19 protein-coding genes are annotated in these 19,522 nt (G+C 61.6%); 7 read left to right on the forward strand and 12 right to left on the reverse strand.

Translation table 11 applies throughout. The features are described 5' to 3' along the window. Positions 1 to 47: 47 nt before the first annotated feature. Positions 48 to 635 carry a gluconate 2-dehydrogenase subunit 3 family protein gene (locus ABWV89_RS13550; RefSeq protein WP_353397685.1) on the reverse strand — a complete coding sequence of 196 codons (588 nt, stop codon included), beginning with the start codon at positions 633 to 635 and terminating at the stop codon, positions 48 to 50. Between the two features lie 310 nt (positions 636 to 945). Between ABWV89_RS13550 and ABWV89_RS13555 the strand changes: the two genes are divergently transcribed. Beyond that, complete coding sequence (locus ABWV89_RS13555; RefSeq protein WP_353397688.1) at positions 946 to 2,916, forward strand: sigma-54-dependent Fis family transcriptional regulator; 1,971 nt, start codon at positions 946 to 948, stop codon at positions 2,914 to 2,916. Positions 2,917 to 3,248: 332 nt separating this feature from the next. On the opposite strand, the gene ABWV89_RS13560 is transcribed toward ABWV89_RS13555, so the two are convergent. After that, a complete protein-coding gene (locus tag ABWV89_RS13560) occupies positions 3,249 to 3,632 on the reverse strand; it encodes a hypothetical protein (protein WP_353397691.1) in 384 nt (127 codons plus the stop codon). A 562-nt stretch (positions 3,633 to 4,194) separates the two neighbouring features. On the opposite strand from ABWV89_RS13560, the gene ABWV89_RS13565 reads away from it, so the two are divergent. After that, positions 4,195 to 5,130, forward strand: a complete 936-nt coding sequence (locus ABWV89_RS13565; protein ID WP_353397694.1) for a catechol 2,3-dioxygenase — start codon at positions 4,195 to 4,197, stop codon at positions 5,128 to 5,130. A gap of 218 nt (positions 5,131 to 5,348) precedes the next feature. Here the strand turns inward: ABWV89_RS13565 and ABWV89_RS13570 are convergent, their stop codons facing one another. Next, positions 5,349 to 5,714, reverse strand: coding sequence for a 2Fe-2S iron-sulfur cluster-binding protein (locus ABWV89_RS13570; RefSeq protein ID WP_353397697.1), 366 nt, complete (start codon positions 5,712 to 5,714; stop codon positions 5,349 to 5,351). A gap of 182 nt (positions 5,715 to 5,896) precedes the next feature. Here ABWV89_RS13570 and ABWV89_RS13575 point away from each other — a divergent pair, with 182 nt between their 5' ends. Beyond that, positions 5,897 to 6,808, forward strand: coding sequence for a LysR family transcriptional regulator (locus ABWV89_RS13575; protein ID WP_353397700.1), 912 nt, complete (start codon positions 5,897 to 5,899; stop codon positions 6,806 to 6,808). A gap of 50 nt (positions 6,809 to 6,858) precedes the next feature. Here ABWV89_RS13575 and ABWV89_RS13580 read toward each other — a convergent pair whose 3' ends face one another. The 8 genes from ABWV89_RS13580 to ABWV89_RS13615 form a co-directional block, all read right to left on the reverse strand. Then, complete coding sequence (locus tag ABWV89_RS13580) at positions 6,859 to 7,929, reverse strand: NADH:ubiquinone reductase (Na(+)-transporting) subunit F (protein WP_353397703.1); 1,071 nt, start codon at positions 7,927 to 7,929, stop codon at positions 6,859 to 6,861. A 191-nt stretch (positions 7,930 to 8,120) separates the two neighbouring features. Beyond that, positions 8,121 to 8,483 (reverse strand): phenol hydroxylase subunit P4, encoded by a 363-nt coding sequence (locus ABWV89_RS13585; protein ID WP_353397706.1) that lies wholly within the window; start codon positions 8,481 to 8,483, stop codon positions 8,121 to 8,123. A gap of 41 nt (positions 8,484 to 8,524) precedes the next feature. Further along, positions 8,525 to 10,147 (reverse strand): YHS domain-containing protein, encoded by a 1,623-nt coding sequence (locus tag ABWV89_RS13590; RefSeq protein ID WP_353397709.1) that lies wholly within the window; start codon positions 10,145 to 10,147, stop codon positions 8,525 to 8,527. A gap of 38 nt (positions 10,148 to 10,185) precedes the next feature. Next, a complete protein-coding gene (locus ABWV89_RS13595; RefSeq protein ID WP_353397712.1) occupies positions 10,186 to 10,488 on the reverse strand; it encodes an MmoB/DmpM family protein in 303 nt (100 codons plus the stop codon). Between the two features lie 57 nt (positions 10,489 to 10,545). Further along, complete coding sequence (locus ABWV89_RS13600; protein WP_353397715.1) at positions 10,546 to 11,547, reverse strand: aromatic/alkene monooxygenase hydroxylase subunit beta; 1,002 nt, start codon at positions 11,545 to 11,547, stop codon at positions 10,546 to 10,548. Between the two features lie 79 nt (positions 11,548 to 11,626). After that, positions 11,627 to 11,893 carry a phenol hydroxylase subunit gene (locus ABWV89_RS13605; RefSeq protein ID WP_353397718.1) on the reverse strand — a complete coding sequence of 89 codons (267 nt, stop codon included), beginning with the start codon at positions 11,891 to 11,893 and terminating at the stop codon, positions 11,627 to 11,629. After that, positions 11,890 to 12,156, reverse strand: coding sequence for a hypothetical protein (locus ABWV89_RS13610; protein WP_353397721.1), 267 nt, complete (start codon positions 12,154 to 12,156; stop codon positions 11,890 to 11,892). Before ABWV89_RS13610 ends, ABWV89_RS13605 begins: the two co-directional genes overlap by 4 nt. A 38-nt stretch (positions 12,157 to 12,194) precedes the next feature. Continuing rightward, on the reverse strand, positions 12,195 to 13,322 hold the full coding sequence (locus ABWV89_RS13615) for a Rieske 2Fe-2S domain-containing protein (RefSeq protein ID WP_353397724.1): 1,128 nt from the start codon (positions 13,320 to 13,322) through the stop codon (positions 12,195 to 12,197). Between the two features lie 298 nt (positions 13,323 to 13,620). Between ABWV89_RS13615 and ABWV89_RS13620 the strand changes: the two genes are divergently transcribed. Then, positions 13,621 to 15,438, forward strand: a complete 1,818-nt coding sequence (locus ABWV89_RS13620; RefSeq protein WP_353397727.1) for a sigma 54-interacting transcriptional regulator — start codon at positions 13,621 to 13,623, stop codon at positions 15,436 to 15,438. 96 nt (positions 15,439 to 15,534) lie between these two features. Beyond that, complete coding sequence (locus ABWV89_RS13625) at positions 15,535 to 16,545, forward strand: hypothetical protein (protein WP_353397730.1); 1,011 nt, start codon at positions 15,535 to 15,537, stop codon at positions 16,543 to 16,545. A 106-nt stretch (positions 16,546 to 16,651) separates the two neighbouring features. Here ABWV89_RS13625 and ABWV89_RS13630 read toward each other — a convergent pair whose 3' ends face one another. Then, entirely contained in the window at positions 16,652 to 17,419 is a 768-nt protein-coding gene (locus ABWV89_RS13630) for a sulfite exporter TauE/SafE family protein (protein ID WP_353397733.1), read from the reverse strand. 78 nt (positions 17,420 to 17,497) lie between these two features. On the opposite strand from ABWV89_RS13630, the gene ABWV89_RS13635 reads away from it, so the two are divergent. Both ABWV89_RS13635 and ABWV89_RS13640 read left to right on the forward strand, forming a co-directional pair. Further along, entirely contained in the window at positions 17,498 to 18,193 is a 696-nt protein-coding gene (locus ABWV89_RS13635; protein ID WP_353397735.1) for a phytanoyl-CoA dioxygenase family protein, read from the forward strand. Positions 18,194 to 18,335: 142 nt separating this feature from the next. After that, the gene (locus ABWV89_RS13640) at positions 18,336 to 19,517 is read left to right on the forward strand and encodes an acetyl-CoA C-acetyltransferase (RefSeq protein ID WP_353397738.1); all 1,182 of its coding nucleotides are present in this window, start codon (positions 18,336 to 18,338) and stop codon (positions 19,515 to 19,517) included. Positions 19,518 to 19,522 lie beyond the last annotated feature (5 nt).

Here is a 19,522-nt window from a genome sequence, read left to right on the forward strand (position 1 = left end):
GTTCTTTGAACTGACGGCTGAAGAGCTGTGGCGTCGAACGCCTGGCTTCAACGCGTCGGCAAGGGCGCATTGCCCAACGACACCAGCCCGTTCTTCTTGGAGATGGGTCCGTCGTAGCCGGTAGGGGCCCAGGAGGCAGGGTTGGCCCAGTACGAGAGCTGCACCAGCTTCTTCAAACCCATGGACAAACCGCGGTGCGGCGGTTGGTCCGAGTTGCCCCAGGCATCGAGAAACGCGGCGGCAGTCGCGTCATCGAGTTCGATAAACGTCTTGCCGTGTTGCGCTTTGGGCCCGTCATTGAAGTAAGCCAGGCCACCCTTGAGGCCAGCGAGAATGTGCGGCTCCATGGTGCCGAGCAAGGCGCCGTCGAGCGTGCCCAGCAGCTCGGCCGGCTTCCAGGGCGTCAGCGGTGTGCCTTCCACGGGCAGCACCACTTCGGCCACGCGCAGGAAGATGCGGGTCTCGGCTTCGTTGATGGATTTGAGCTGGGGTACAGCAATCGTTGAGCCTGCCGCTGCTGCGCCTGCGCCCAGTGTGGCAGCCGCTGCGCCTGTGAAGGCCAAAAAGTCGCGTCGCTGCATGCGTCCGATGACGCCGAGCGCACGGTCAAGAGAGGTGGGGTCGTAGGTGGCCATTTGCGTGTTGTCTCCTGTCTTCGTGGGTGCGACCCGGCATATCAAGCGTTGTGAATCTGGTCGCCTGCACCTGTGTGCGCCGGAGTTGCCATCCGAATTTGCCGAGTCTCGAACGGTCTCAGTGCAACCCGCATGCCAAACATGCACGCAACTTCCGGATGGTGGTGTTTGTTCGGGGTTACTACTGATAGAACGAGGGGGCTCATGAACTAAATTGCATATTCGCGATGGAATCGTCATCTCTGGCTGAGACGAATACATCAACACGAGACACAGGCGTCTCAATCTGAGACGGCATGAGACGCGCTTCATGGGCCACCCTGACCACACCACTACCGATTCCCGCTATTGGCCGGAGCGCATCTGGCAAGCGCGTCAGCGCTATTTCGATGAAGGCGAGCACCCGGCGGATCTGGATCAAACCCTCATCCGCTCCTGGGAGCGCTGCCAGCGCGCAGGTCTTGAGCCACAAGAACGCGCCGCGTTTGATCCGGTGGAGCGTAGCCACCTCTCGCTGCTGCTCGAGCGTGAGCAGGGCCTGATGCAGGCAGCCAAGGCTGAGCTGGATGCGCTGGCCGCAGCAGTCTCCAGTGCAGGCTACGCCGTGCTGCTCACCGACGCACGCGGACAGGTGCTGGCTGTCGCGGGTGACCTCAAGCAGCGAAGCGACCACATGCGCAAAGCCTTCCGTCCAGGCATTGATGCGTCTGAAGCTGCGATAGGCACAAGTGCCATGGCCATGGCGATCGCTGAAGGGCGGGCGGCCAAGGTGCTGGGGGCCGAGCACTACCTCAGCGACAACCAGCTGCTGCATTGCTGCGCCGCACCTGTGTTCGACCCTCAAGGAAAACTCGTTGGAACAGTAGACGTCACGCGCGATGTGCCACACGTCATGCCAGGCGTCATGGGCCTGGTTCGCAACTGCGCCGCGCGCATTGAGGCGCGCCTCTTTCACGCCATGCCTGCGTTTCTGCATGTCAACCTGGTGGGCGAAGAGGGCGCCATGCTGGCGTTCGACCGCGACGGCCAGGTGCTGGCGGCCAGCGTTGGCGCGCGGCGCCTGATCGATCTGCCCGCCATCGGTGGGCGGTTTGCATTCGAGGATTTGTTTGAAGGTCGTTTTGATGCCTGGGCGTCGCGGGCCACGCAGGCGGGTGTAGAGGCTGCTGCACTGGCCTTGCACGGCGGCATTCGCCTGCCGGTGCAATCGCTTGATGTCGCCACCGGCCGGCTGATGGCTGCATCCTCATTGCATGTTCGACCGGTTTCCGTCCAGCATGTCGCTCCCGGAAAAAGCCCAATGTCCGCCACAGCTTCGCCATCGTTGCCAGATGATGCCGTGTACCGGCGAGACTTTCTGATTGCCTCACGTGCGTTTGAAGCGGGCTTGCCGATCATGGTCACAGGCGCGACCGGCGTGGGCAAGGAGGTCGCGGCTCGCGCATTGCATGACGGCAGCTCCCGTTCGGGCGCACCATTTCAGGCCATCAACTGCGGCGCCATATCGCCAGAGCTGATCGCTTCCGAACTCTTTGGTCATGTCGAGGGGGCCTACACCGGTGCGGCCAAGGGCGGGAGCGCTGGAAAGATCGTGGCCGCCAACGGAGGAACGGTCTTGCTCGACGAGATTGGCGACATGCCCTTGTCATTGCAGGTGGCCCTGCTGCGCGTGCTCGACAGCGGGGAAGTATTGCCCGTCGGGGCCAGCCGTTCCACACAGGTGGAAGTGCGCTTCCTGTGTGCCACCCACCGTGATCTTCGGCAACTGGTTGCCGAAGGCGCCTTTCGCGAAGACCTCTATTTCCGCCTGTCCGGTTGCCAGCTGCGAGTGCCCTGCCTGAAGGACCGGAGCGATTTCGATGCGGTGCTGGAACAGCTGTGCGCCAGGCTCAAACACGACGCGCGCCGAATCGGCCTGCCGCTGCGAGCGCAGTTGCGGCAGCTGCCATGGCCGGGCAACGTGAGACAGTTGCAACATGCCTTGCAGCTCGCCTTTGCGCTCACACCCGACGAGGCCCGGCTCAGCATTGACGACTTCAGAACCGATGGCATCGCTGGTCCTGCCGCTTCAGACCAGGTCAGACCCGGGCAAGGGTTTGTACATGGTGGTGCTGAAGGCAAGAGCGCAAGCGCGAGCCTGGAAATGACCGAACGTCGAGCCATTGGCGAAGCACTGGCGTGCTGCAATGGCAACGTCACAGCGGCTGCGCGCGTGCTTGGCATCAGCCGAGCGACGCTCTACCGCAAGCTCAAGGCCGACCCGACCATTGCCGCCAGCTGAGCCTGAGCCTGAGGCTGAAGCGGCAATCCATTGCGCATGAGCAGCCGTGCGGCATGGATAGAGCACTCCGTTTTGAGGATGCGCTGCGGCGGTGAGCCGCATGGGCAGTGGATGGTCGCGGCACAATGGTCTTGCGAGGAGTGAGGTCAGGGACAGAAGCTGGCACCACGCAGTGCCGGCCGGATGCCTTGCTCCATACAGAACAACATGTCACACACAGGCGAAGCCGCCGCGCAAGCTTTGCGCGCGGTCAAGGGAGGAAACACACATGAAGCACACACTGTGAAGCGCAGCCAGGGCTACGCAGCAGCAGATGCATGAAGCTCGGTCCGTCAAGGGCGTGAGCGGATCACCGAGATATTGCGCAGCCGGTAGTCGGCGACTCCGTTGACCTTGCAGAATGCCGTGGCGCGCACGCGAACATGCTGACCATCCAGCGCGTCCAGCGCATGCGCATCCACCACCATGCGCTTGACGGTCTTGGCGCCACAAGTGCTCTGGTCATCAAGCGGCACCGGCTGGTCCAGCACCAGCTCATGCACTGCCTGCCCGCTGACAGGGTCGGTCACCGGCATCACCCGGCCGTCATACTCTGCCGGCTTGTTGGCACGCGGCTCGCCCGGGTGCAGCGGCGTGTGGACGCAGGCAGCAAGCACTGAGGCGGCGCTCAGGGCAAGCAAGAGGCGAGGCAGCGAGAGAATCTTGGCGTCAGGCATGTGGAGTGGACTCGTGGGTTGTTGGCTGGCAGAGCCAGTAAGCTTGCGGCCAATATAACGCAGTTGACGGTCACACCTTCTCGCCGATCACAGGTTGGCTTCTTGTCGCTCCTTCTCCGGTGGAGCCTTGCGGCTGGCCCTCAAGGTAAAGCGGATTCGAACGTGTCAGTTCGTGCGCAAGCCCATGGATGGCATTGCCGAGCATGCTCCGGATGCCCGTACGCTGATGGCTGGGGTGGCCGACTCGTCTGGCAGCAAACCCGCGAAAGATGGCGGCTCTGCCTAAGGGGAAACCCCGGGGAAGGCCTTTGCACTCGGCTGAGGGTTGACGGGGTCATGCATCACGAAAACCGCATGTTTGCTGGGGTTTGGCGGGGTTGGGGTCTGATTGCATACCGCTGCGGTATGGGTGTGCGACAGGGATAGTATTGGATTCATGTCTGGGGCTTGACTATCGTTTGGCCTGTGCGATGGATACCGGTGTGCAGACACCCGATGTCGGCATTGCAACTGATACCCACTGAGTTCAACCGCTTTCCAATTCGATCAGGAGACAAACAAAATGGCATTGACAGGCGTACTGCGCCCCGGACACATCCAGATCCGGGTGATGGACCTTGACGAGGGCGTCAAGCACTACCGTGATGTGATGGGTCTGCAGGAAATGGGGCGCGACGCCCAGGGCCGCGTGTATCTGCGCTGCTGGGACGAACGCGACCACCACAGCATCATCCTGAGCAAGGCAGACAGTGCAGGCATGGACTTCTTTGGCTTCAAGGTGGACAGCACTGCGACCCTGGACAAGCTGGAGAAGGATGTTCAGAACTGGGGCCTCAAGACGGAGCGGATTCCAGCGGGTGACCTGCTGGAGACAGGCGAGCGCGTTCGCTTCGTGATCCCGAGCGGCCACTCCATCGAGCTGTACGCCGAGAAGACTTTTGTCGGCGTCGACCGCGGCGAGATGGACCCTTCGCACTACAGCAAGCAGATGGATACCGGTATTGCGCCCCGCAGCTTCGACCATGCCCTGCTGTATGGGCCGGACGTCGACAAGGTGCTCGACCTGTTCACCAACGTTCTGGGCTTTCACCTGGCCGAATACGTGAACTTGCCCGAGACAGATGTCAAAGGCGCACTGTGGCTGGCCTGTTCGAACAAGGCCCACGACATTGCGTTCGTGATTCACCCCGAGCCCAACAAGTTTCACCACGTGTCATTCCTCATGGAGTCGCTCGAGCGTGTCTTCCGCGCTGCCGACATCATGGCTGCCAACGACGTGAAGGTTGACATTGGCCCCACCCGCCACGGCATCACCCGCGGAGGTACGATTTACGCGTGGGACCCGTCGGGCAACCGTTTTGAGACCTTTGCCGGTGGCAACTATGCCTACCCTGACCAGCCGCCGATCGGTTGGACCTGGGAAGGCCTGGGCGAAGGCGGTGGCCTCGACGTGGCAGCCCGCAAGCTGCACGACACCTTCCTGGCCGTGGTGACCTGATCAGTCGCACGCCCAGCACAAGGAAACACACAGAATACAAACAACGTTTTTCAGACAGGCGGTGGCGATGACTGCCTGTCGAGCCGGCTCTTATGGCCCCGTTCTCCTCTACTCTGGTGGTGCGGGGCCTTTTCTTTTTCTCTTGCCCTTCTTTTCTTCTTGATGGGTTCGAAGGTGCGTCGAAGGTGGTGCGCAGCCGGGGCGGTGAAGTGGTTGGTTCAGCTGCGTGGGCGGGTGACTGCCTTGCGCAGCTTGCCGATGACGCTGAGCGTGAGATCGCTGGTGGGTTGGATACAGCAGGCGAGCACGACGCCGTTGGCTTCCTCGTCTGCCGAGACATGGCTGCGGCTCATCACACGGGACCGGAAACTCCCTGCGAGCACAGCGACCTTGCACACACCACAGCCACCACCACGGCACCCAACGGGAATACCTTTTCGGCCACTGCGAGCGAGCGCATTGAGTGCATTGTCTTTCTCGCTGCAGGGGTAGACTTCCTGCGTGTCGTCGATATGGATCTGATGGATTCTGGAAGAAGTGCTGCCCTTGGCAGCCAGCGCGGCAAAGCTAGGTATGGCAGTCATGGAGATGTCCTCGGGGACGCTGTGTCTATCGGCCTTTGAGAGGCGTTCGCTGTGGCATCATGAAACCCGGTGCGGCATGGTGCCGGCGGCGGCATCGTTGGTCGCCGGGCCCAGCCACTGCAGGGGCATTGAATCAACCCGCATACATGGCTTTGGGCGGTACGCCCGGGGCTGCAACAAGCATGGACTTGCGTCAACTCAAATATTTTCTGGCAGTCGCCGAGGAGCTCAACATCTCGCGAGCTGCCGAGCGCCTGCACATTTCCCAGCCGCCACTCACGCGCAACATCAAGGCGCTGGAAGAAGAGCTGGGTGTAAAGCTGTTTCACCGCTCCGCTCGCGGCGTGGAACTGACGCAAGCCGGCGAGATGTTTCGCGAAGACTCCAACAACATCCGCATGCTGGTCGAGGCGGCGGTCGACCGTGTGCAGCGTGCAGGCGAAGGCAAGCTGGGCCGGCTGGATGTGGGGATATTCGGATCGGCCGTCTATGAAGTGATCCCGAGCCTGTTGCAGACGTTCCGGGAGCGTCTGCCGGGTGTGAGCGTGGTGCTGCACACCATGAACAAGAGCGAGCAGCTCGAAGCCTTGCGTCAGCGCCGTATCACGGTGGCCTTCAACCGCATCTTGCAGCCCGCGCCAGACATCGGGCGCGAGCTGGTGGTGACCGAGCCCTTGTTTGTGGTGCTGCCCAAGCATCACCGCCTGACGCGCCTGGAATCGGTGCCGGTCAAGGCGCTGGCGGGCGAGCCCCTGGTGTTGTTCCCGAATGTGGGGCGCCCCAACTTTGCAGACCGCGTCATCGAGATGTGCAACAAGCACGGCTTCGAGGCGCAGGTGAGCCAGGAAGTGGGCGATGCCATCACCGGTGCGGTGCTGGTGGCGCGCGGCTTTGGCATCACCTTGATACCGGCGTCGGCGGCGAAGACGGTGGCCATTGAGGGCACCACCTACCGCCCGCTGGCCGACGGCACGGGCGTGGATCTGAGCTGCTTCTACCGCGCTTCCGATCGTTCGCCGCTGCTGCACTCGTTTCTGGAAGTGGTGCGCGAGTACCGCGCGCGGCATGCTGCCAAACAGCCACCCAGCGCCTGAGTGGCTTGTCTCCAGGGCCAGGTGCCCTGAGCGCTGAGGCAGCAGTCGCGTCACACCGAGCGGAACAAAGGGCTTCGGGTGCGTTGCGCATCAGCAGCCGAGAGGAACTTCTCGGTGTAGATGTCGCGCTCGAACAAGCGCCCTTGCATCAGGGTCGACAAGCAGGCGTCGATCATGGCGGGCGGCCCACACAAATAGGCTTTGTGGCCACTGAAGTCGTTGTCGAACAGTTCCTTGGCCACGTCGTGCACGAAGCCGCGCGCGCCGCTCCAGCCGCTGCCTTCGGGCTCGTTTGACAGCGCAGGCACATAGCGCAGGTTCGGGTGCTGGGTTGCCAGCTCGGTCAGCCGGTCGTGACAGTACAGCTCGGCCTGATTGCGCTGGCCGTAGACGAGTGTGATGGGCAAGGTGCAGCCTTCACCCAGCAGGTCCTCGATCATGGCGAGGGGGCTGGACAAGCCCGATCCGCCCGCCATGAAGATCATGGGTAACCCGCCGTTGTTCTGATGCGCCGATTTGCGGACAAAGAAGCGGCCATAGGGGCCCGCAAGGTCCAGCGTGTCACCCACTGCCAGTTGCTGGTGCAGGTAGGTGGTGCCGGCGCCACCGGGCACCATGCGGATCTGCAACTCGACTTCGTCGGGGCGTGACGGCGGGTTGGCAATGGAGAATGCGCGGCGTTCGCCCAGAGAGGGAATCTCGACGTTCACATACTGGCCGGCCTGGAAGGTCATGGCGCGGTCGAGCTTGAGGCGGAAGATTTTGACCGTGGGTGAAACTTCATCGATGCTGATGACCTCGGCCTTGAAGTCGCTCACGGGGATGACGATGGCGTCCGGTTCGTCATCGATGTCGGCCTCGATGGTGACATCGCTTTGCAAGGTGGCGCAACACGCCAGCGTCTTGCCTTCTTCGCGCTCGAAGTCCATCAGCGCGAAGGGGGAGGCATCGCCGTGCTCGATCTCGCCATCGGTCACCCGCACCTTGCAGGTGGCACACAAACCATGGCAGCACGCGTGTGGCAGCCAGATGCCGGCGCGCAGGCAGGCATCCAGAATGGTCTGGTCGTCTTCGACTTCAAGGGTTTGGGCGATGGGTTCGATGGTGAGGGTGTAGCTCATGGCGTGCGAAAAATCTGGAATGAGAAAGTGAGGTTCGATGGCCGCTCTGGTCGTTGTTGTCGGTCTTGTGCTGCGGCTTCTTCTCTGGATTCTTGTTCTTCTGACTTGAAACGAAAAGCGGCGACGGGCCCGGCTGAGACCGCCGCCGCTGAAGATCAGCTCAGCTCAATGAGCTGGCTGAGGGGTTGGCTTCAGATGCCTGCGCCGGCCAGGCCGGGTTGGTCAGGCGTCTGGAAACGGATGAAGGCTTTGTGGCCCAGGCCGTTTTCTTCCAGGCTTTTGTCCATGGCAGGCTCGAACGGCTCGTCCGAGCGCAACCATTTGGTCTGGGTCCAGTCGATCTGGCCGAACTGCGGGTGCTGCCCGAACAGGCCTGGCAGCACTTGCTCCACCAGTGCGCCAAACGGCATGGCAATAGGCACAGGAATGCACATCGGCGTGGCATACATCAAGTGCTTGTCCCAGCTGATGTTGATGATCTGGTTGCCGTTGAACTTGTCCTGCGTGTCTTTCATGTCGCCGTGGTAGCCAGGGCGAATCGCTTGTGTGCTCATGTGTGTTTTCCTTTTGACTTCAAGTCGTGAACTGAACGGGGTCAGGCGCGCTTGGCTTCTTCGTCAGCGGCAGCGGCAGGCGCTGGCTGGGCGTTGAAGTTGGCGGGTCTCTTGGTCCATTCGGTCCAGTTCTTGGCGTCGGTGTGGGTGTCGAAGTCGCCACCGTCCACGCCGAAGGTGATGCCCATGTAGCGCAGTGCTTCCACCAACGGGTTGAAGTCTGGCGAGGTCGGGTTCACGTCCGGCAGGAAGTAGCTGCCCTGGTAGATCTGGTGCACCGGCAAGTGGGCGTGCACGTACTTTTCTGGCTCTTTGTCGAAGATGTCCTTGCAGCCGTCCGAGCAGAAGTGGAACTTGTTGCCCAGGTAGTCGGATTCGCGGTGGCAAATCTGCGTCGGGTCGTCGGCTTCAGTGAAGAGCAGCGGCCACTGGCAGGTCTGGCACAGTTGCGGCAGGGTGGGGTTGGCAAACGGCGTGCCGTTCTTCTCCATCTCGGCCCACATCTCGAAGCGGGGACGGTAGTACGTGTCGAAGGTCTCGGGGTACTTGGCAGAGAGCCATTCCATCTCTTCTTCCTTCGGCAGCCACACGGGGAAACCGGCGGCATGACGGAACTGGTAGAAGGTGCTCCACAGCTGGTGACCAACGTGGTGCTTTTCCTTGACGGTGACGTCGGCGTGCTTGGGTGGGCGGATGCCGTAACGCGCCAGATCGGCAAAGAGGGCGCCGCCGTTTTGCTCGTAGTAGATCTCCCAGGCTTCGGCCCAGCTCATCACGCGCTTGGGCAGCATGTAGTCCATCATGGCCGCCACCAGCGACAGCAGGCGGTAGCCGCGCCAGAACCACTTGTCGATCCAGCCTTGAACGATGGGCACGTTGGCAGGGTCTTGCTCCAGCAGGAACTTGATCACCTCGATGCCCAGTGTCATGTGGCGAGCTTCGTCACTCTGTGCGGAGAAGCCGAAGCTCACGGTGCCCATGTCGCCGTTGTAGGCCGCGCCGGACATCCATGGCATGAACACCAGGTTGGTCAGCACGTATTCGAAGGCGAAGCAGATGCCCACGACAAACTCGAATGGGCCGGCAGAGACGGCGTCTTCGAAGAAGGACTTGGGGATGGACAGGTACCAGGTGCGGTCGTACTGGTACGGGAAGTTGCTCATCCCGGTGAAGTACTTGTTGTAGTGCGAGAGAGCGTGGGTCTGCGTCTGGGCGTGGCGCAGCTCGTCAATCGCCTGCATTTGCGCGGCGATGCGCGCGGCGGTGCCCGGAAACTCGCGGCCAATGATGTTGAAGCCGCGGTGTGAGGCGTACTCCATGCCGACGACGGCGTTGATGAACAGCTTGAGCGCCTGGATGTAGCGCACGTCGGTGACGTTGAATTGCGCGTTGTTCTGCTGGAAGGCGTCGAGGATGGCGTAGAGCTTGCGCTCTTTTTCACCCTGGTATTTCCAGTACGCGTCCATGGTCAGGCGGAAGGGGTCTTCCCACTTGTCCCAGTCGTGGATTTTGATGCCTTCGAAATTGACGTTGCGGAAGATGTCCTCGGACGACTGGTAGCTTGGCTCCCAGCCCAGGTCACGCGTGAGCATCGCGTAGTTTTCCTTGAGGCTGAGCTTCTTGGCAGCAGGCGCCAGGTTGGCGGCATTGGTTGGGGCGTTCATAGTGAATGTCTCCGTATGGGTTTCGTTGGAGGAAGCGCTCAGGCGGTCTTCCACTCCAGAATGAATTCGTCGAGGCCTTCGTCCACTTCACCTGAAAGCGAGATCAGGTTGATGTGCAGTTCGCGCATGTCGAACTCGCGGCCCACTTCTTCTTCAATGGTTTCGCGCTTGACGACCAAACGGCCGGGGGCGTTGATTTTGACCATGCCGGGCATCTCGTCGACTTCTGCCTCAGGGTTGTCAGCCTGGATGGCGTCGATGATGGGGCGGGTGTCGTTGTTGGCCTGGAAGGCGATGAAGACCGGTTGACGTTTCACGTCGGTTGCGGTGGTCTGGCTCATGAATGAACTCCGTATCGATGTCTTGTGTGTCGCGGGTGGCGAATGCGTGGGATGGGCTCAGGCCTTGACGACCTTGGCCTTGACCAGGCGTTGCTGCAGCGCGGCCTTGACCTGCTCCAGCGCCGCAGCGCCGTCGGCCTCGCCCATGGCCAGCGTGGCCAGTGGTTTGAGCGCTTCGCTATATGCTGCGATCCACTTGTTGGCCCAGGCTTCGATCTGAGCCCGGTTTTCTTCGCTCTCTGCAGCGCATGTCTTGATGACGGCATCGACCCAGCGGGTGAACTCTTCGTTCCAGCGCAGCGGGAAGTCCAGTACGGTGGCCAGTGCGTGGCCCTGGCGCTTGGCGTAGTGCTTCTCGAACAGGTCGAGCAGCAGTGGGTAGACCAGGCTGTCGGCGACCAGGGCTTGTGCCACCAGCGTCTCGAACCAGTCGCGCACGACAAAGCTGTTCTCGGTTTCACGGCGCAGCGGCTGCCACACCTCGTCTTCCACCCAGTGCTTCTTGGCCTGAACCAGCGAGGCGCCGGTGTTGCCGTCGAGCATGAGGCCGATGCGTGAGAAGTGCTGGGCCATGCCCAGGCGGTCCATCATGCCCATGGCCGCGGCCTGGGTCACGGCGGTGCCCCACCCGTAGGCAGCGACCATGCTCATGTTGGTGTTGCCGCCCCACTCATAGTGGCGCATGGGCAGCAGCAGGCGAACCAGCAGCTCGCGGTCTTCCTGAGGGAGGTCGGCCAGCAGGCCGCGTTTGTCGGCCATTTCCATCTGGCGGTCAGCGGCTTCCTGCTGCTTGGCGCGGGCGATGGTGTAGCTGCCGTAGTAGTACTGGCGCGGATCCTTGGCAGCGTACCAGTCCTTCATCTTGATGGCAGTGCGGCTCTGGTCATACAGGTCGCCGTCCGGATCCCACAGCGGCTTGTAGTGGTAGTTCACCTCGGCCTGGAGGTGGTAGGTGCCCTCCTGGTAGCGGGAGGCGGGCTTGTCGCCAAAGCGCTCAGCGATGTGCTGGAATGTGTTGCGCACGGGCTTGACGCTCTGCACACGAATATCGACCGTCATGGTGGCGTGTCTCCTCTGTTGTGAAACGGGGGTGTTTTGTGGGGAACCGGGGGTTGCGCTGTGTGGTGCTGGGTCGGGTCTACTCGACGATGCCGGGCTGCCCGTAGCGCCATTTCGCTTGCTCATAGTCGAGCGCGCGGCCTTGCTCTTCGCTCAGGTGCCGAACGCCGTACGTGCGGCAGAACTCAACGAAAGCAGGCGTGGGCAGGATGAGGTCGACCGACAGCTCGGGGTCACCGATGGCAAAGTCGAACTCAACAAAACCGTCGGGTCGACGGTGGGTGACGCGCACCCAATACACCTGGTCGGGATCGGGCTTGGCGCCTGGCAATTCATGCACGGTCACAGCGTTGTCTCCAGTGGGCCGCCTGTCGTTGTTGAAACTTCTGCAATGCGGCGGCCTCGCTGGATGAATTGCGAGGGGCGTGCCATGTCTGCGTTTTCGAGGGAAAACCCCGACGCTTTGAACACCTGGATGCTGTTCTTCTCGGGCTGGGGACCCATGGCATGGCGAATGGCGGCAGTGCCATGTGGAAAAATGCGCACCCCTGCCGGGCAAAGGTGCGCATGGTGTTGAAAATGCTGCAGCCAGGCTTTGCGATGCAGCATTTATCAGTCGGCCTTGGGCTGGAAGGCCCCGAGACCGTTCAGCCTCCTGAAGCGAGCTTTTCTGCTTCCTTCTCGATCATCTGCTTGAGCAGCCTGCGCACGCGCACGGGCGCCGCATCACTGGTGATGAGCACGGGGTTGAGCGAGAAGAAATCGCTGGTGTTCATCTCGCGCTGCACGGCTTCGATGATGGGGCCGTCCTCATCAACGAAAGCGTTGTGCATGGCGTCAATCTTGAACTGGTTGAAGCCTTCGTCGTCCACGTTGTGGTTGCGGCGGGTGGCAAACCAGTAGTGGGTCTCGTTGGCATTGGCCGGGGTGCAGGTGTGCAGGTCGTACTGGCCCACGGTCTGGTCGAGGGTCAGGCCTGCACTGTCGTCCTGGGTCGCGCCAATGGTCAGCTGGATGGTGGCCGGGGCGTACCAGGTCACGCTCACAAAGTGGCGCGCCGATTCTTCCGGCTTTTGCATGAAGGGCGCGAAGATGCCCATGGGCGGCGTCTGCGCCCATTCCCAGCGCACGTTCACGGTTTTGTTCTCTTCCTTGACGGGCGGAATTTGTGGCGTGAGCTGGCCGCGGGTGGAGATGATCTCGCCGTGGACATGATCGACGTGAGACAGATCCATCACGTTGTCGATGATGAGCTCGAAGTTGGCCTTCATGGGCATGTAGGTGTGACCGATACCGCTGGCCGGGCCGTTGTCCAGCTCGCCAAAGTCTGGCAGCTTGGACGCGTCTGCGGGTTCGTTGCCCATCCAGATCCAGATGAAGCCCCACTTTTCCAGAAGGGGGAAGCTCCGTACTTTGGCTGCAGCCGGAATCACTTGCTTGCCGTGAGGGTTGTGCGTGCATTGGCCGGTGCAGTCGAAGCGCAAGGCGTGGTAGGCGCAAACCACGTCGTCGCCATCGCGCTTGCCTTTGCTCAACGGCACGAAGCGATGAGGGCACCGGTCGTGCAGGGCCACGGGTTCGCCGTCGGCTTTGCGGTAGAGCAGCACGGAGGTGTCCAGCAGCTGTCGCGCCAGCATGTCTTCGCCTTGCACTTCGCGTGAGAGGGCTGCCGCATACCAGCAGTTCGTCAGGTAGGGGGTGCCTGGTTTGCCGACAGCGTTGCCACTGGGGTGAAAGGTAATGGGCTGTGCGCCAGTGGTGGGGTTCTTCGTCATTTCTCTTGTCTCCTGTGTGTTGTGGCTGGCCGGTGTTCAATCAGTGCTCACCGGACCTGCTTCTCTTTGCAACCGGTGTGCCATGGCGTGACCGGTGGTTTGTGTTGCATTGCACACGCGTGCAAGTGGGCGTCAGCACTGTGGATTTCCAGACATGCTCGAAAGTCGGGATGGTCCGCGTCAAAGATCCGTTTCATGATTTGCGGAAGAGATGTCCGGCAGGGGTTTCCGCATTTGCGGAAACCGGCATGGCCTGGCGCATTTCCATTTTTGGGCACCTGAACGGAGACAAACACGCATGAGCCAAGCCGCCGACATCCGGGCACTCACCGACAGCCTGGCCTCGCATTTGCACTTCTCGCCAGACCAAGGTCATATCCAGCTGTTCGATCAGCGAATGCTGCTTGTGCATGCCAACTCGTTTGCCCGCTTGCGCGCTGACATGCTGGAGTCGCTGGGTTGGGATGCCGCCAAATCGCTGCTCTCTCGATGGGGCGATCAGCAGGGATATGAAGACGGCCTGCGAGTGCGGCATCTGGTGGGGAAGAAAGTCGACAAAGTTCTGGAGGCGGCCTTGGTCCTTGGCCCCCGTTTGCGGGAGATGGAGGGCTTTGTGCTCAACCAGCCGGTGCAGGCCATGCATTCGGACGAGGACAGCGGCGAGTTCTGGGGCGACTACCTGTGGCGCGAGAGCTGGGAGGCGCAGGCCCATCTGGCGCACTGTGGGGTGGCCGATCGGCCGGTGTGCTGGTCGATGACTGGCTACGCCGATGGTTTTTCCCGCGCCGTGTCGGACACTTCCGTGCTTTGGCGCGAGGTGGAATGCGTGGGCATGGGCCATGCCTGTTGCCGTGTCATCGGACGGCCTGCCAGTGAGTGGGCGCAACTCGATGCATTGGAACGTGGCGCAGGCGGCGCTGCGTCAGGGGGTGAACGCAAACTCTGGTCAGCGCATTCGGGTGCTGCGTTGGCCAGCGGTCATGCTCGTGACGATGCACTGGCCAAACGTTTTGAGGCCGCCGGTGTGGTCGGACGCTCCGCTGCTTTGACACAAGTGTGTCGCCAGGTGGAGAAGGTGGGCGCTACCGATTGCACTGTCTTGTTCAAAGGGGAGAGCGGCGTGGGCAAAGAGCGCTTTGCCCGGGTGCTCCACCAGCTCAGTGGACGCGCCGAAGGGCCGTGGGTGGCCGTGAACTGCGCCGCCATCCCGAACGAACTGGTGGAATCCGAACTGTTTGGCGTGGAGCGTGGTGCATTCACCGGTGCAGACAAAACCCGGCCTGGCCGGTTTGAGCGCGCGCACGGCGGCACCTTGTTTCTGGACGAGGTAGCCAGCCTCAGCTTGTCCGCACAAAGCAAGTTGCTGCGCGTCCTTCAGGAGCGAGAAGTGGAGCGCGTGGGGGGCACCAAGCCTTTGCCAGTGGATGTTCGCATTGTGGCGGCTGCCAATGTCGACTTGCGCGAGGCGGTGGAGGCAGGGCAGTTCCGCGAGGACTTGTTCTACCGCCTCAATGTGTTTCCCGTGCACATTCCGCCGCTGCGTGAGCGACGCAGTGACCTGCCCGAGCTCATCGCACATTTCGCAGAACAAAGTGCTCAGCGCCTGCAAGGCAAACGGTCAGGCAACGCGCTCCATGCGAACGGCAATGTCCTCGACATCACTCCGCAAGCGATCAGCGCACTGGAAGACTACGACTGGCCGGGCAACGTGCGTGAGCTGGAAAACATCATTGAACGCGGCATCATTCTCAGCGGTGCGGGTGAAGAGTCCATGGATGTGCACCACCTGTTCACCGATGGAGAGCAGGCCAGCGGCGACTTGATGGGTGTCGACCGTGACGGCGCGCTTGCGCGCTTCACATCGCCGTCTGCGCCCAAAGCAGCTATTCCTTCAAGAAAGGAAGCTGCAGCCACCAAGCCCAAAGGCCTTTCTCGAGTGCCGGACGACATGCTCGACTATTTGCTGGACGAAGGCGTGTCTTTCGACACCATTGAGCAGTGGGTGTTTGACCGTGCGGTCAAGCGCTGCGGCGGCAACATCTCTGCCACGGCCCGCATGTTGCAAATGCGCCGGGGAGCGGTGGAGTACCGGCTGAAGAAAAAGCACGCAGGCTGAGTGAATCGGTCGCTGGCATGGATCGATAGAATGCCCTCGTTGGCGATGGGGACCAACGGCTGAGAGCAGAAAACAATTCAAATCAGGAGGAACACCATGCTGGTACCCAGTTTCTGGGCTGAAGCCACCCGACACAAACCGCGCGGGGGCAGGGAAGACACGCAGGTCACCGTGCTGCGTTTTGGCTGGTCCAATGCGTCGCAGGCCGATGCGCAAGCCATGGCGGAGCAGCGCGTGGAACAAGCGTTCCAGGAAATTCTGGCGGGTGAGCCCTTGGAGCGATTCGAGCGACGGGTGGCCTACAACGGAGCCGATGGTCTGCCGATTCGGGAAGAGGTGTTGTCCCGGTTCGGCCGTGAGGGTGAGGTCGATGAAGTGGTCATCACCCGGAACAGCTACGGCGCCCACTGCCTGAATACACCCAGCGTGTTGTTTGCCGATGTGGACCTGAACGAAGATCCACCAAGCTGGTTTTCTTGGGCCGTGTTTGCTGTTCTCGTCGTGCTGTCCGTGTTGGTGAGCATCGCTCTCAGGGGGGCTCTGGCGGCTTTGGTCTTGATCTTCGTTTCTGCCTTTGCGGCCAAACCACTCGCCCGGGTGTTGAAGGGGCTGATGGGGGGTGCAGGGCGCACGCCCGAAGACATGGCATTGACCCAGCTCAGTTCCTTTCTGTCTCTCCACCCGTCATGGGGCGTTCGCGCTTACCGAACGCCCAAGGGCTTGCGGATGCTGGTGACGCACCGAACCTTTGCTCCAGACGAGGGCGAGGTTCAGGGTTTCTTCTCGTCCCTGGGGGCAGACGAACTGTATGTGCGCATGTGCCGGAACCAGCGTTGCTTCCGGGCGCGTTTGAGTCCGAAGCCTTGGCGAATCGGTATGGAGCGCCACATTGTTCCGCGCCGCGCCACCTGGCCGGTCACGGATACAGAGAAGCTCGCGCGTCGGAAGGCCTGGGTAGAGGAATACGAAGAGAAGGCAAAAGCCTACGCTGCCTGCCGCTTCCTCGGCACTTACGGCAAGGAATCGATTCATGTCGATGTGGCGCAGGTGGTTCGGATGCATGATCAAGCTTGCCGCGCCTTGAGCACGAATCTGCCCTTGGCGTAAGCTGGAATCTGTGGGCTGCACCAAAGTTCCCAGCTTCTCGCGCCTGTTCGCGCAGCATGTGGGCGAGACGCCTGCGGAGCTTCGCCGTTGCTGAGCCCCGTGGCGCTCAGATGATGGCGCGAACCACCAGCCCCAGGCCGAGGGTGGCCAGGACCAGCAGCACTGCCGTGCGAAATGCCTGCGGTGCCAGGAAGCGGCTGATGCGCTGCCCGATGCGAACGCCAAGGGTCACCAAGACCAGACCCAGCACGGAGGCCACGACCACGGGCACCGACACCATGCCGTGCGTGCCCAGTCCGATGAACATCATGACGCTCGACAAAGTGAAAGACTGGTTGCTTGCCTGGACAAATCGCTCGCGCGGCAGGTCATTGATGGAGAGCAGGTAGGGCACCACGGGCATCACCTGGGACCCCGTCAACCCATTGATGAAACCGGTGGCAGCACCCACCAAGGGCTCAAACCGCCGAGAGTGGCTTTCCCTGAAGTGCAGGCGTGCCCGGGAAGATGAAAGCGCAAAGCCGACATACAGAACCAGCACCACCCCCAAGACCGCAGCGGCGGTTTCGCCCTGCATGGCCGATAACGTCCACAAGCCAACGAACACGAAGACCGCGGCTGAAGCCAGCATGGGCCAGAATCGCCGGGCACTGTCCACAAAGCCCCCGGTACTGGCCATCACTACCACGTTGGAGGCCATGGAGGGAATCAACACCATCGGCAATGCGTCTTTCAGGCCGAAGGCCAGCGTGAGAATGGGCAGGCAAGTCGACGAGTAGCCCACGCCCGTGATGCCTTTGACCAAGGCGGCAATGAAATAGGCCGAGGCCAGAGTCGCGAGCTGGGTGGGGGTGAAGGCTTCAAGAAAGGGCATAGACTAGGCCGCACATCTTGATCGCTTGTTCAACCTATTGCAAGCGCCCGTGTCGCCAAGCTTGCACCACTACGATTCATGATCGACCCATCGTTCTCGTCCTTCGCTGCGCAGGGTTTCAAGCTTGTGGAATCTGTTCTGCCGGTACAGGCATGCGAGGACATGCTGCCATTGCTGCCCGCCCAAGGGCAAGAAGGCGCCCGACCCGGTTGCCGTGACTTGTTGATGGAACCATGGTGTGCAGCGCTATCGCGCAGTCTGCGAGCGCATTCAGCAGTTTCGCCCACGCTGGCGGCCTCCTCCGTTGCCGTGCAATGCACTTACTTCGAGAAGTCGGCTAACCAGAACTGGTTGGTGCCCGTTCACCAGGACTTGAGCATCCCGGTTGCTGAACGGGTGGAACACCCGGCTCTGTCGGGATGGTCGGTCAAGGGTGGGCAGTACTTTGTGCAGGCACCAGTGTCGGTGCTGAACCAGTTGGTGGCGATTCGGCTGCACCTGGACGACTGTGGCGAAATGGATGGTCCGCTGCGTGTGGTGCCGGGAAGTCACGCCCGGGGCGTTCTATCGCCCAATGAGGCCATTGTGGTTCGGCGGAGCGTTGGGCACGTAGTGTGCACGGTGCCCAAAGGCGGGGTGCTGGTGATGAAGCCACTGCTGCTGCATGCGTCTTCAAAATCCACCGGCAAAGGCCTGCGGCGTGTGTTGCACTTTTTGTTTGGGCCTCCTGACTTGCCTTGCGGCCTGAGGTGGGCTGTGGCGGTCTCGGCCTGACGGCTCGCTCTTCGCGCTGCGTACCTTCGCTCGTCGGCGAAACTTGTCGCCGTTTCTGACGCAGTGTGGGTAACATGGATGTTTGGCACCTTTGCTCGAACGCAGGCGCGGGCGCGGGGCCAAGCTCAGAAGGAGACACACCATGGCAGGAGAAGCTTTCATCGTTGCGGCCAAGCGCACGGCCGCGGGCCGGCGCAATGGCCGTTTGTCTGGTTGGCACCCGGTGGACATGGCCGCAGCCGTACTCGACGCCTTGGTGGACGAAACCGGCATCGATCCGGCTGCGGTGGACGATGTGCTCATGGGCTGCGTCAGCCAGGTGGGTGAACAGTCGTTCAACGTCGCACGCAACGCCGTGCTGGCATCCAGCCTTCCGGAATCTGTGCCGGCCAGTTCAATCGACCGGCAGTGCGGGTCGTCTCAGCAAGCGCTACATTTTGCCGCCCAGGCTGTGATGTCGGGCACCGCCGATTGTGTGATCGCGTGCGGTGTGGAGAGCATGTCACGTGTGCCGATGTTCTCGCCGAGCGAGCTGGCGCGCAAAGCGGACATGGGGGTCTACATGAGCCCGGGCATGGCGCAGCAATACCCTGACGTGGTGTTCAGCCAGTTCACCGGCGCGGAAATGATGGCGGAAAAATATGGTCTGAGCAAAGACGATCTTGACCGCTACGCCTTGCAAAGCCATCAGCGGGCGATCGCTGCAACGCAAGCAGGGCGGTTTGCCGACGAAATTCTCGCGCTCGAAGTCCGTGGCGCCGACGGTGTGACCAGCGGGGATCTTCACACGGTGGACGAAGGCATCCGCTTCGATGCCACGCTGGAGTCGATTGGCAGTGTCAAGCTGCTGAAAGAAGGCGGCGTGGTCACGGCTGCCAATGCCAGCCAGATTGCAGACGGCGCTACCGGCGTCATGGTGGTGAGCGAGCAGGCACTGAAGACTTTTGGACTGACGCCGCTGGTAAGAGTGCACCACCTCTCAGTGATCGGCCACGACCCGGTGATCATGCTGGAGGCTCCGATTCCGGCCACGCAGGCTGCGCTGAAGAAGGCGGGCATGCGGCTGGAAGATATCGACGCTTATGAAGTGAACGAGGCGTTTGCGCCGGTACCACTGGCTTGGCTGAAGGCACTGGGAGCAGATCCCGAAAGGCTCAATGTCAATGGCGGCGCCATTGCGTTGGGTCATCCATTGGGGGCATCCGGCACCAAACTGATGACCACCTTGATTCATGTGCTGCAACAGCGCGGAGGCCGCTACGGACTCCAGACCATGTGCGAAGGTGGTGGCATGGCCAACGTGACGATTGTGGAACGGCTGTAGGGCAG

It is taken from the genome of Hydrogenophaga sp. 5NK40-0174 (assembly GCF_040372165.1).
Classification (GTDB): domain Bacteria; phylum Pseudomonadota; class Gammaproteobacteria; order Burkholderiales; family Burkholderiaceae_C; genus Hydrogenophaga.

Bases quoted from the DNA above. Each gene is read 5' to 3' on its own strand.
- ABWV89_RS13550 (WP_353397685.1), bottom strand. From the start codon at position 635: ATGGCCACCTACGACCCCACCTCTCTTGACCGTGCGCTCGGCGTCATC.
- ABWV89_RS13555 (WP_353397688.1), top strand. From the start codon at position 946: ATGGGCCACCCTGACCACACCACTACCGATTCCCGCTATTGGCCGGAG.
- ABWV89_RS13560 (WP_353397691.1), bottom strand. From the start codon at position 3,632: ATGCCTGACGCCAAGATTCTCTCGCTGCCTCGCCTCTTGCTTGCCCTG.
- ABWV89_RS13565 (WP_353397694.1), top strand. From the start codon at position 4,195: ATGGCATTGACAGGCGTACTGCGCCCCGGACACATCCAGATCCGGGTG.
- ABWV89_RS13570 (WP_353397697.1), bottom strand. From the start codon at position 5,714: ATGACTGCCATACCTAGCTTTGCCGCGCTGGCTGCCAAGGGCAGCACT.
- ABWV89_RS13575 (WP_353397700.1), top strand. From the start codon at position 5,897: ATGGACTTGCGTCAACTCAAATATTTTCTGGCAGTCGCCGAGGAGCTC.
- ABWV89_RS13580 (WP_353397703.1), bottom strand. From the start codon at position 7,929: ATGAGCTACACCCTCACCATCGAACCCATCGCCCAAACCCTTGAAGTC.
- ABWV89_RS13585 (WP_353397706.1), bottom strand. From the start codon at position 8,483: ATGAGCACACAAGCGATTCGCCCTGGCTACCACGGCGACATGAAAGAC.
- ABWV89_RS13590 (WP_353397709.1), bottom strand. From the start codon at position 10,147: ATGAACGCCCCAACCAATGCCGCCAACCTGGCGCCTGCTGCCAAGAAG.
- ABWV89_RS13595 (WP_353397712.1), bottom strand. From the start codon at position 10,488: ATGAGCCAGACCACCGCAACCGACGTGAAACGTCAACCGGTCTTCATC.
- ABWV89_RS13600 (WP_353397715.1), bottom strand. From the start codon at position 11,547: ATGACGGTCGATATTCGTGTGCAGAGCGTCAAGCCCGTGCGCAACACA.
- ABWV89_RS13610 (WP_353397721.1), bottom strand. From the start codon at position 12,156: ATGCTGCATCGCAAAGCCTGGCTGCAGCATTTTCAACACCATGCGCAC.
- ABWV89_RS13615 (WP_353397724.1), bottom strand. From the start codon at position 13,322: ATGACGAAGAACCCCACCACTGGCGCACAGCCCATTACCTTTCACCCC.
- ABWV89_RS13620 (WP_353397727.1), top strand. From the start codon at position 13,621: ATGAGCCAAGCCGCCGACATCCGGGCACTCACCGACAGCCTGGCCTCG.
- ABWV89_RS13625 (WP_353397730.1), top strand. From the start codon at position 15,535: ATGCTGGTACCCAGTTTCTGGGCTGAAGCCACCCGACACAAACCGCGC.
- ABWV89_RS13630 (WP_353397733.1), bottom strand. From the start codon at position 17,419: ATGCCCTTTCTTGAAGCCTTCACCCCCACCCAGCTCGCGACTCTGGCC.
- ABWV89_RS13635 (WP_353397735.1), top strand. From the start codon at position 17,498: ATGATCGACCCATCGTTCTCGTCCTTCGCTGCGCAGGGTTTCAAGCTT.
- ABWV89_RS13640 (WP_353397738.1), top strand. From the start codon at position 18,336: ATGGCAGGAGAAGCTTTCATCGTTGCGGCCAAGCGCACGGCCGCGGGC.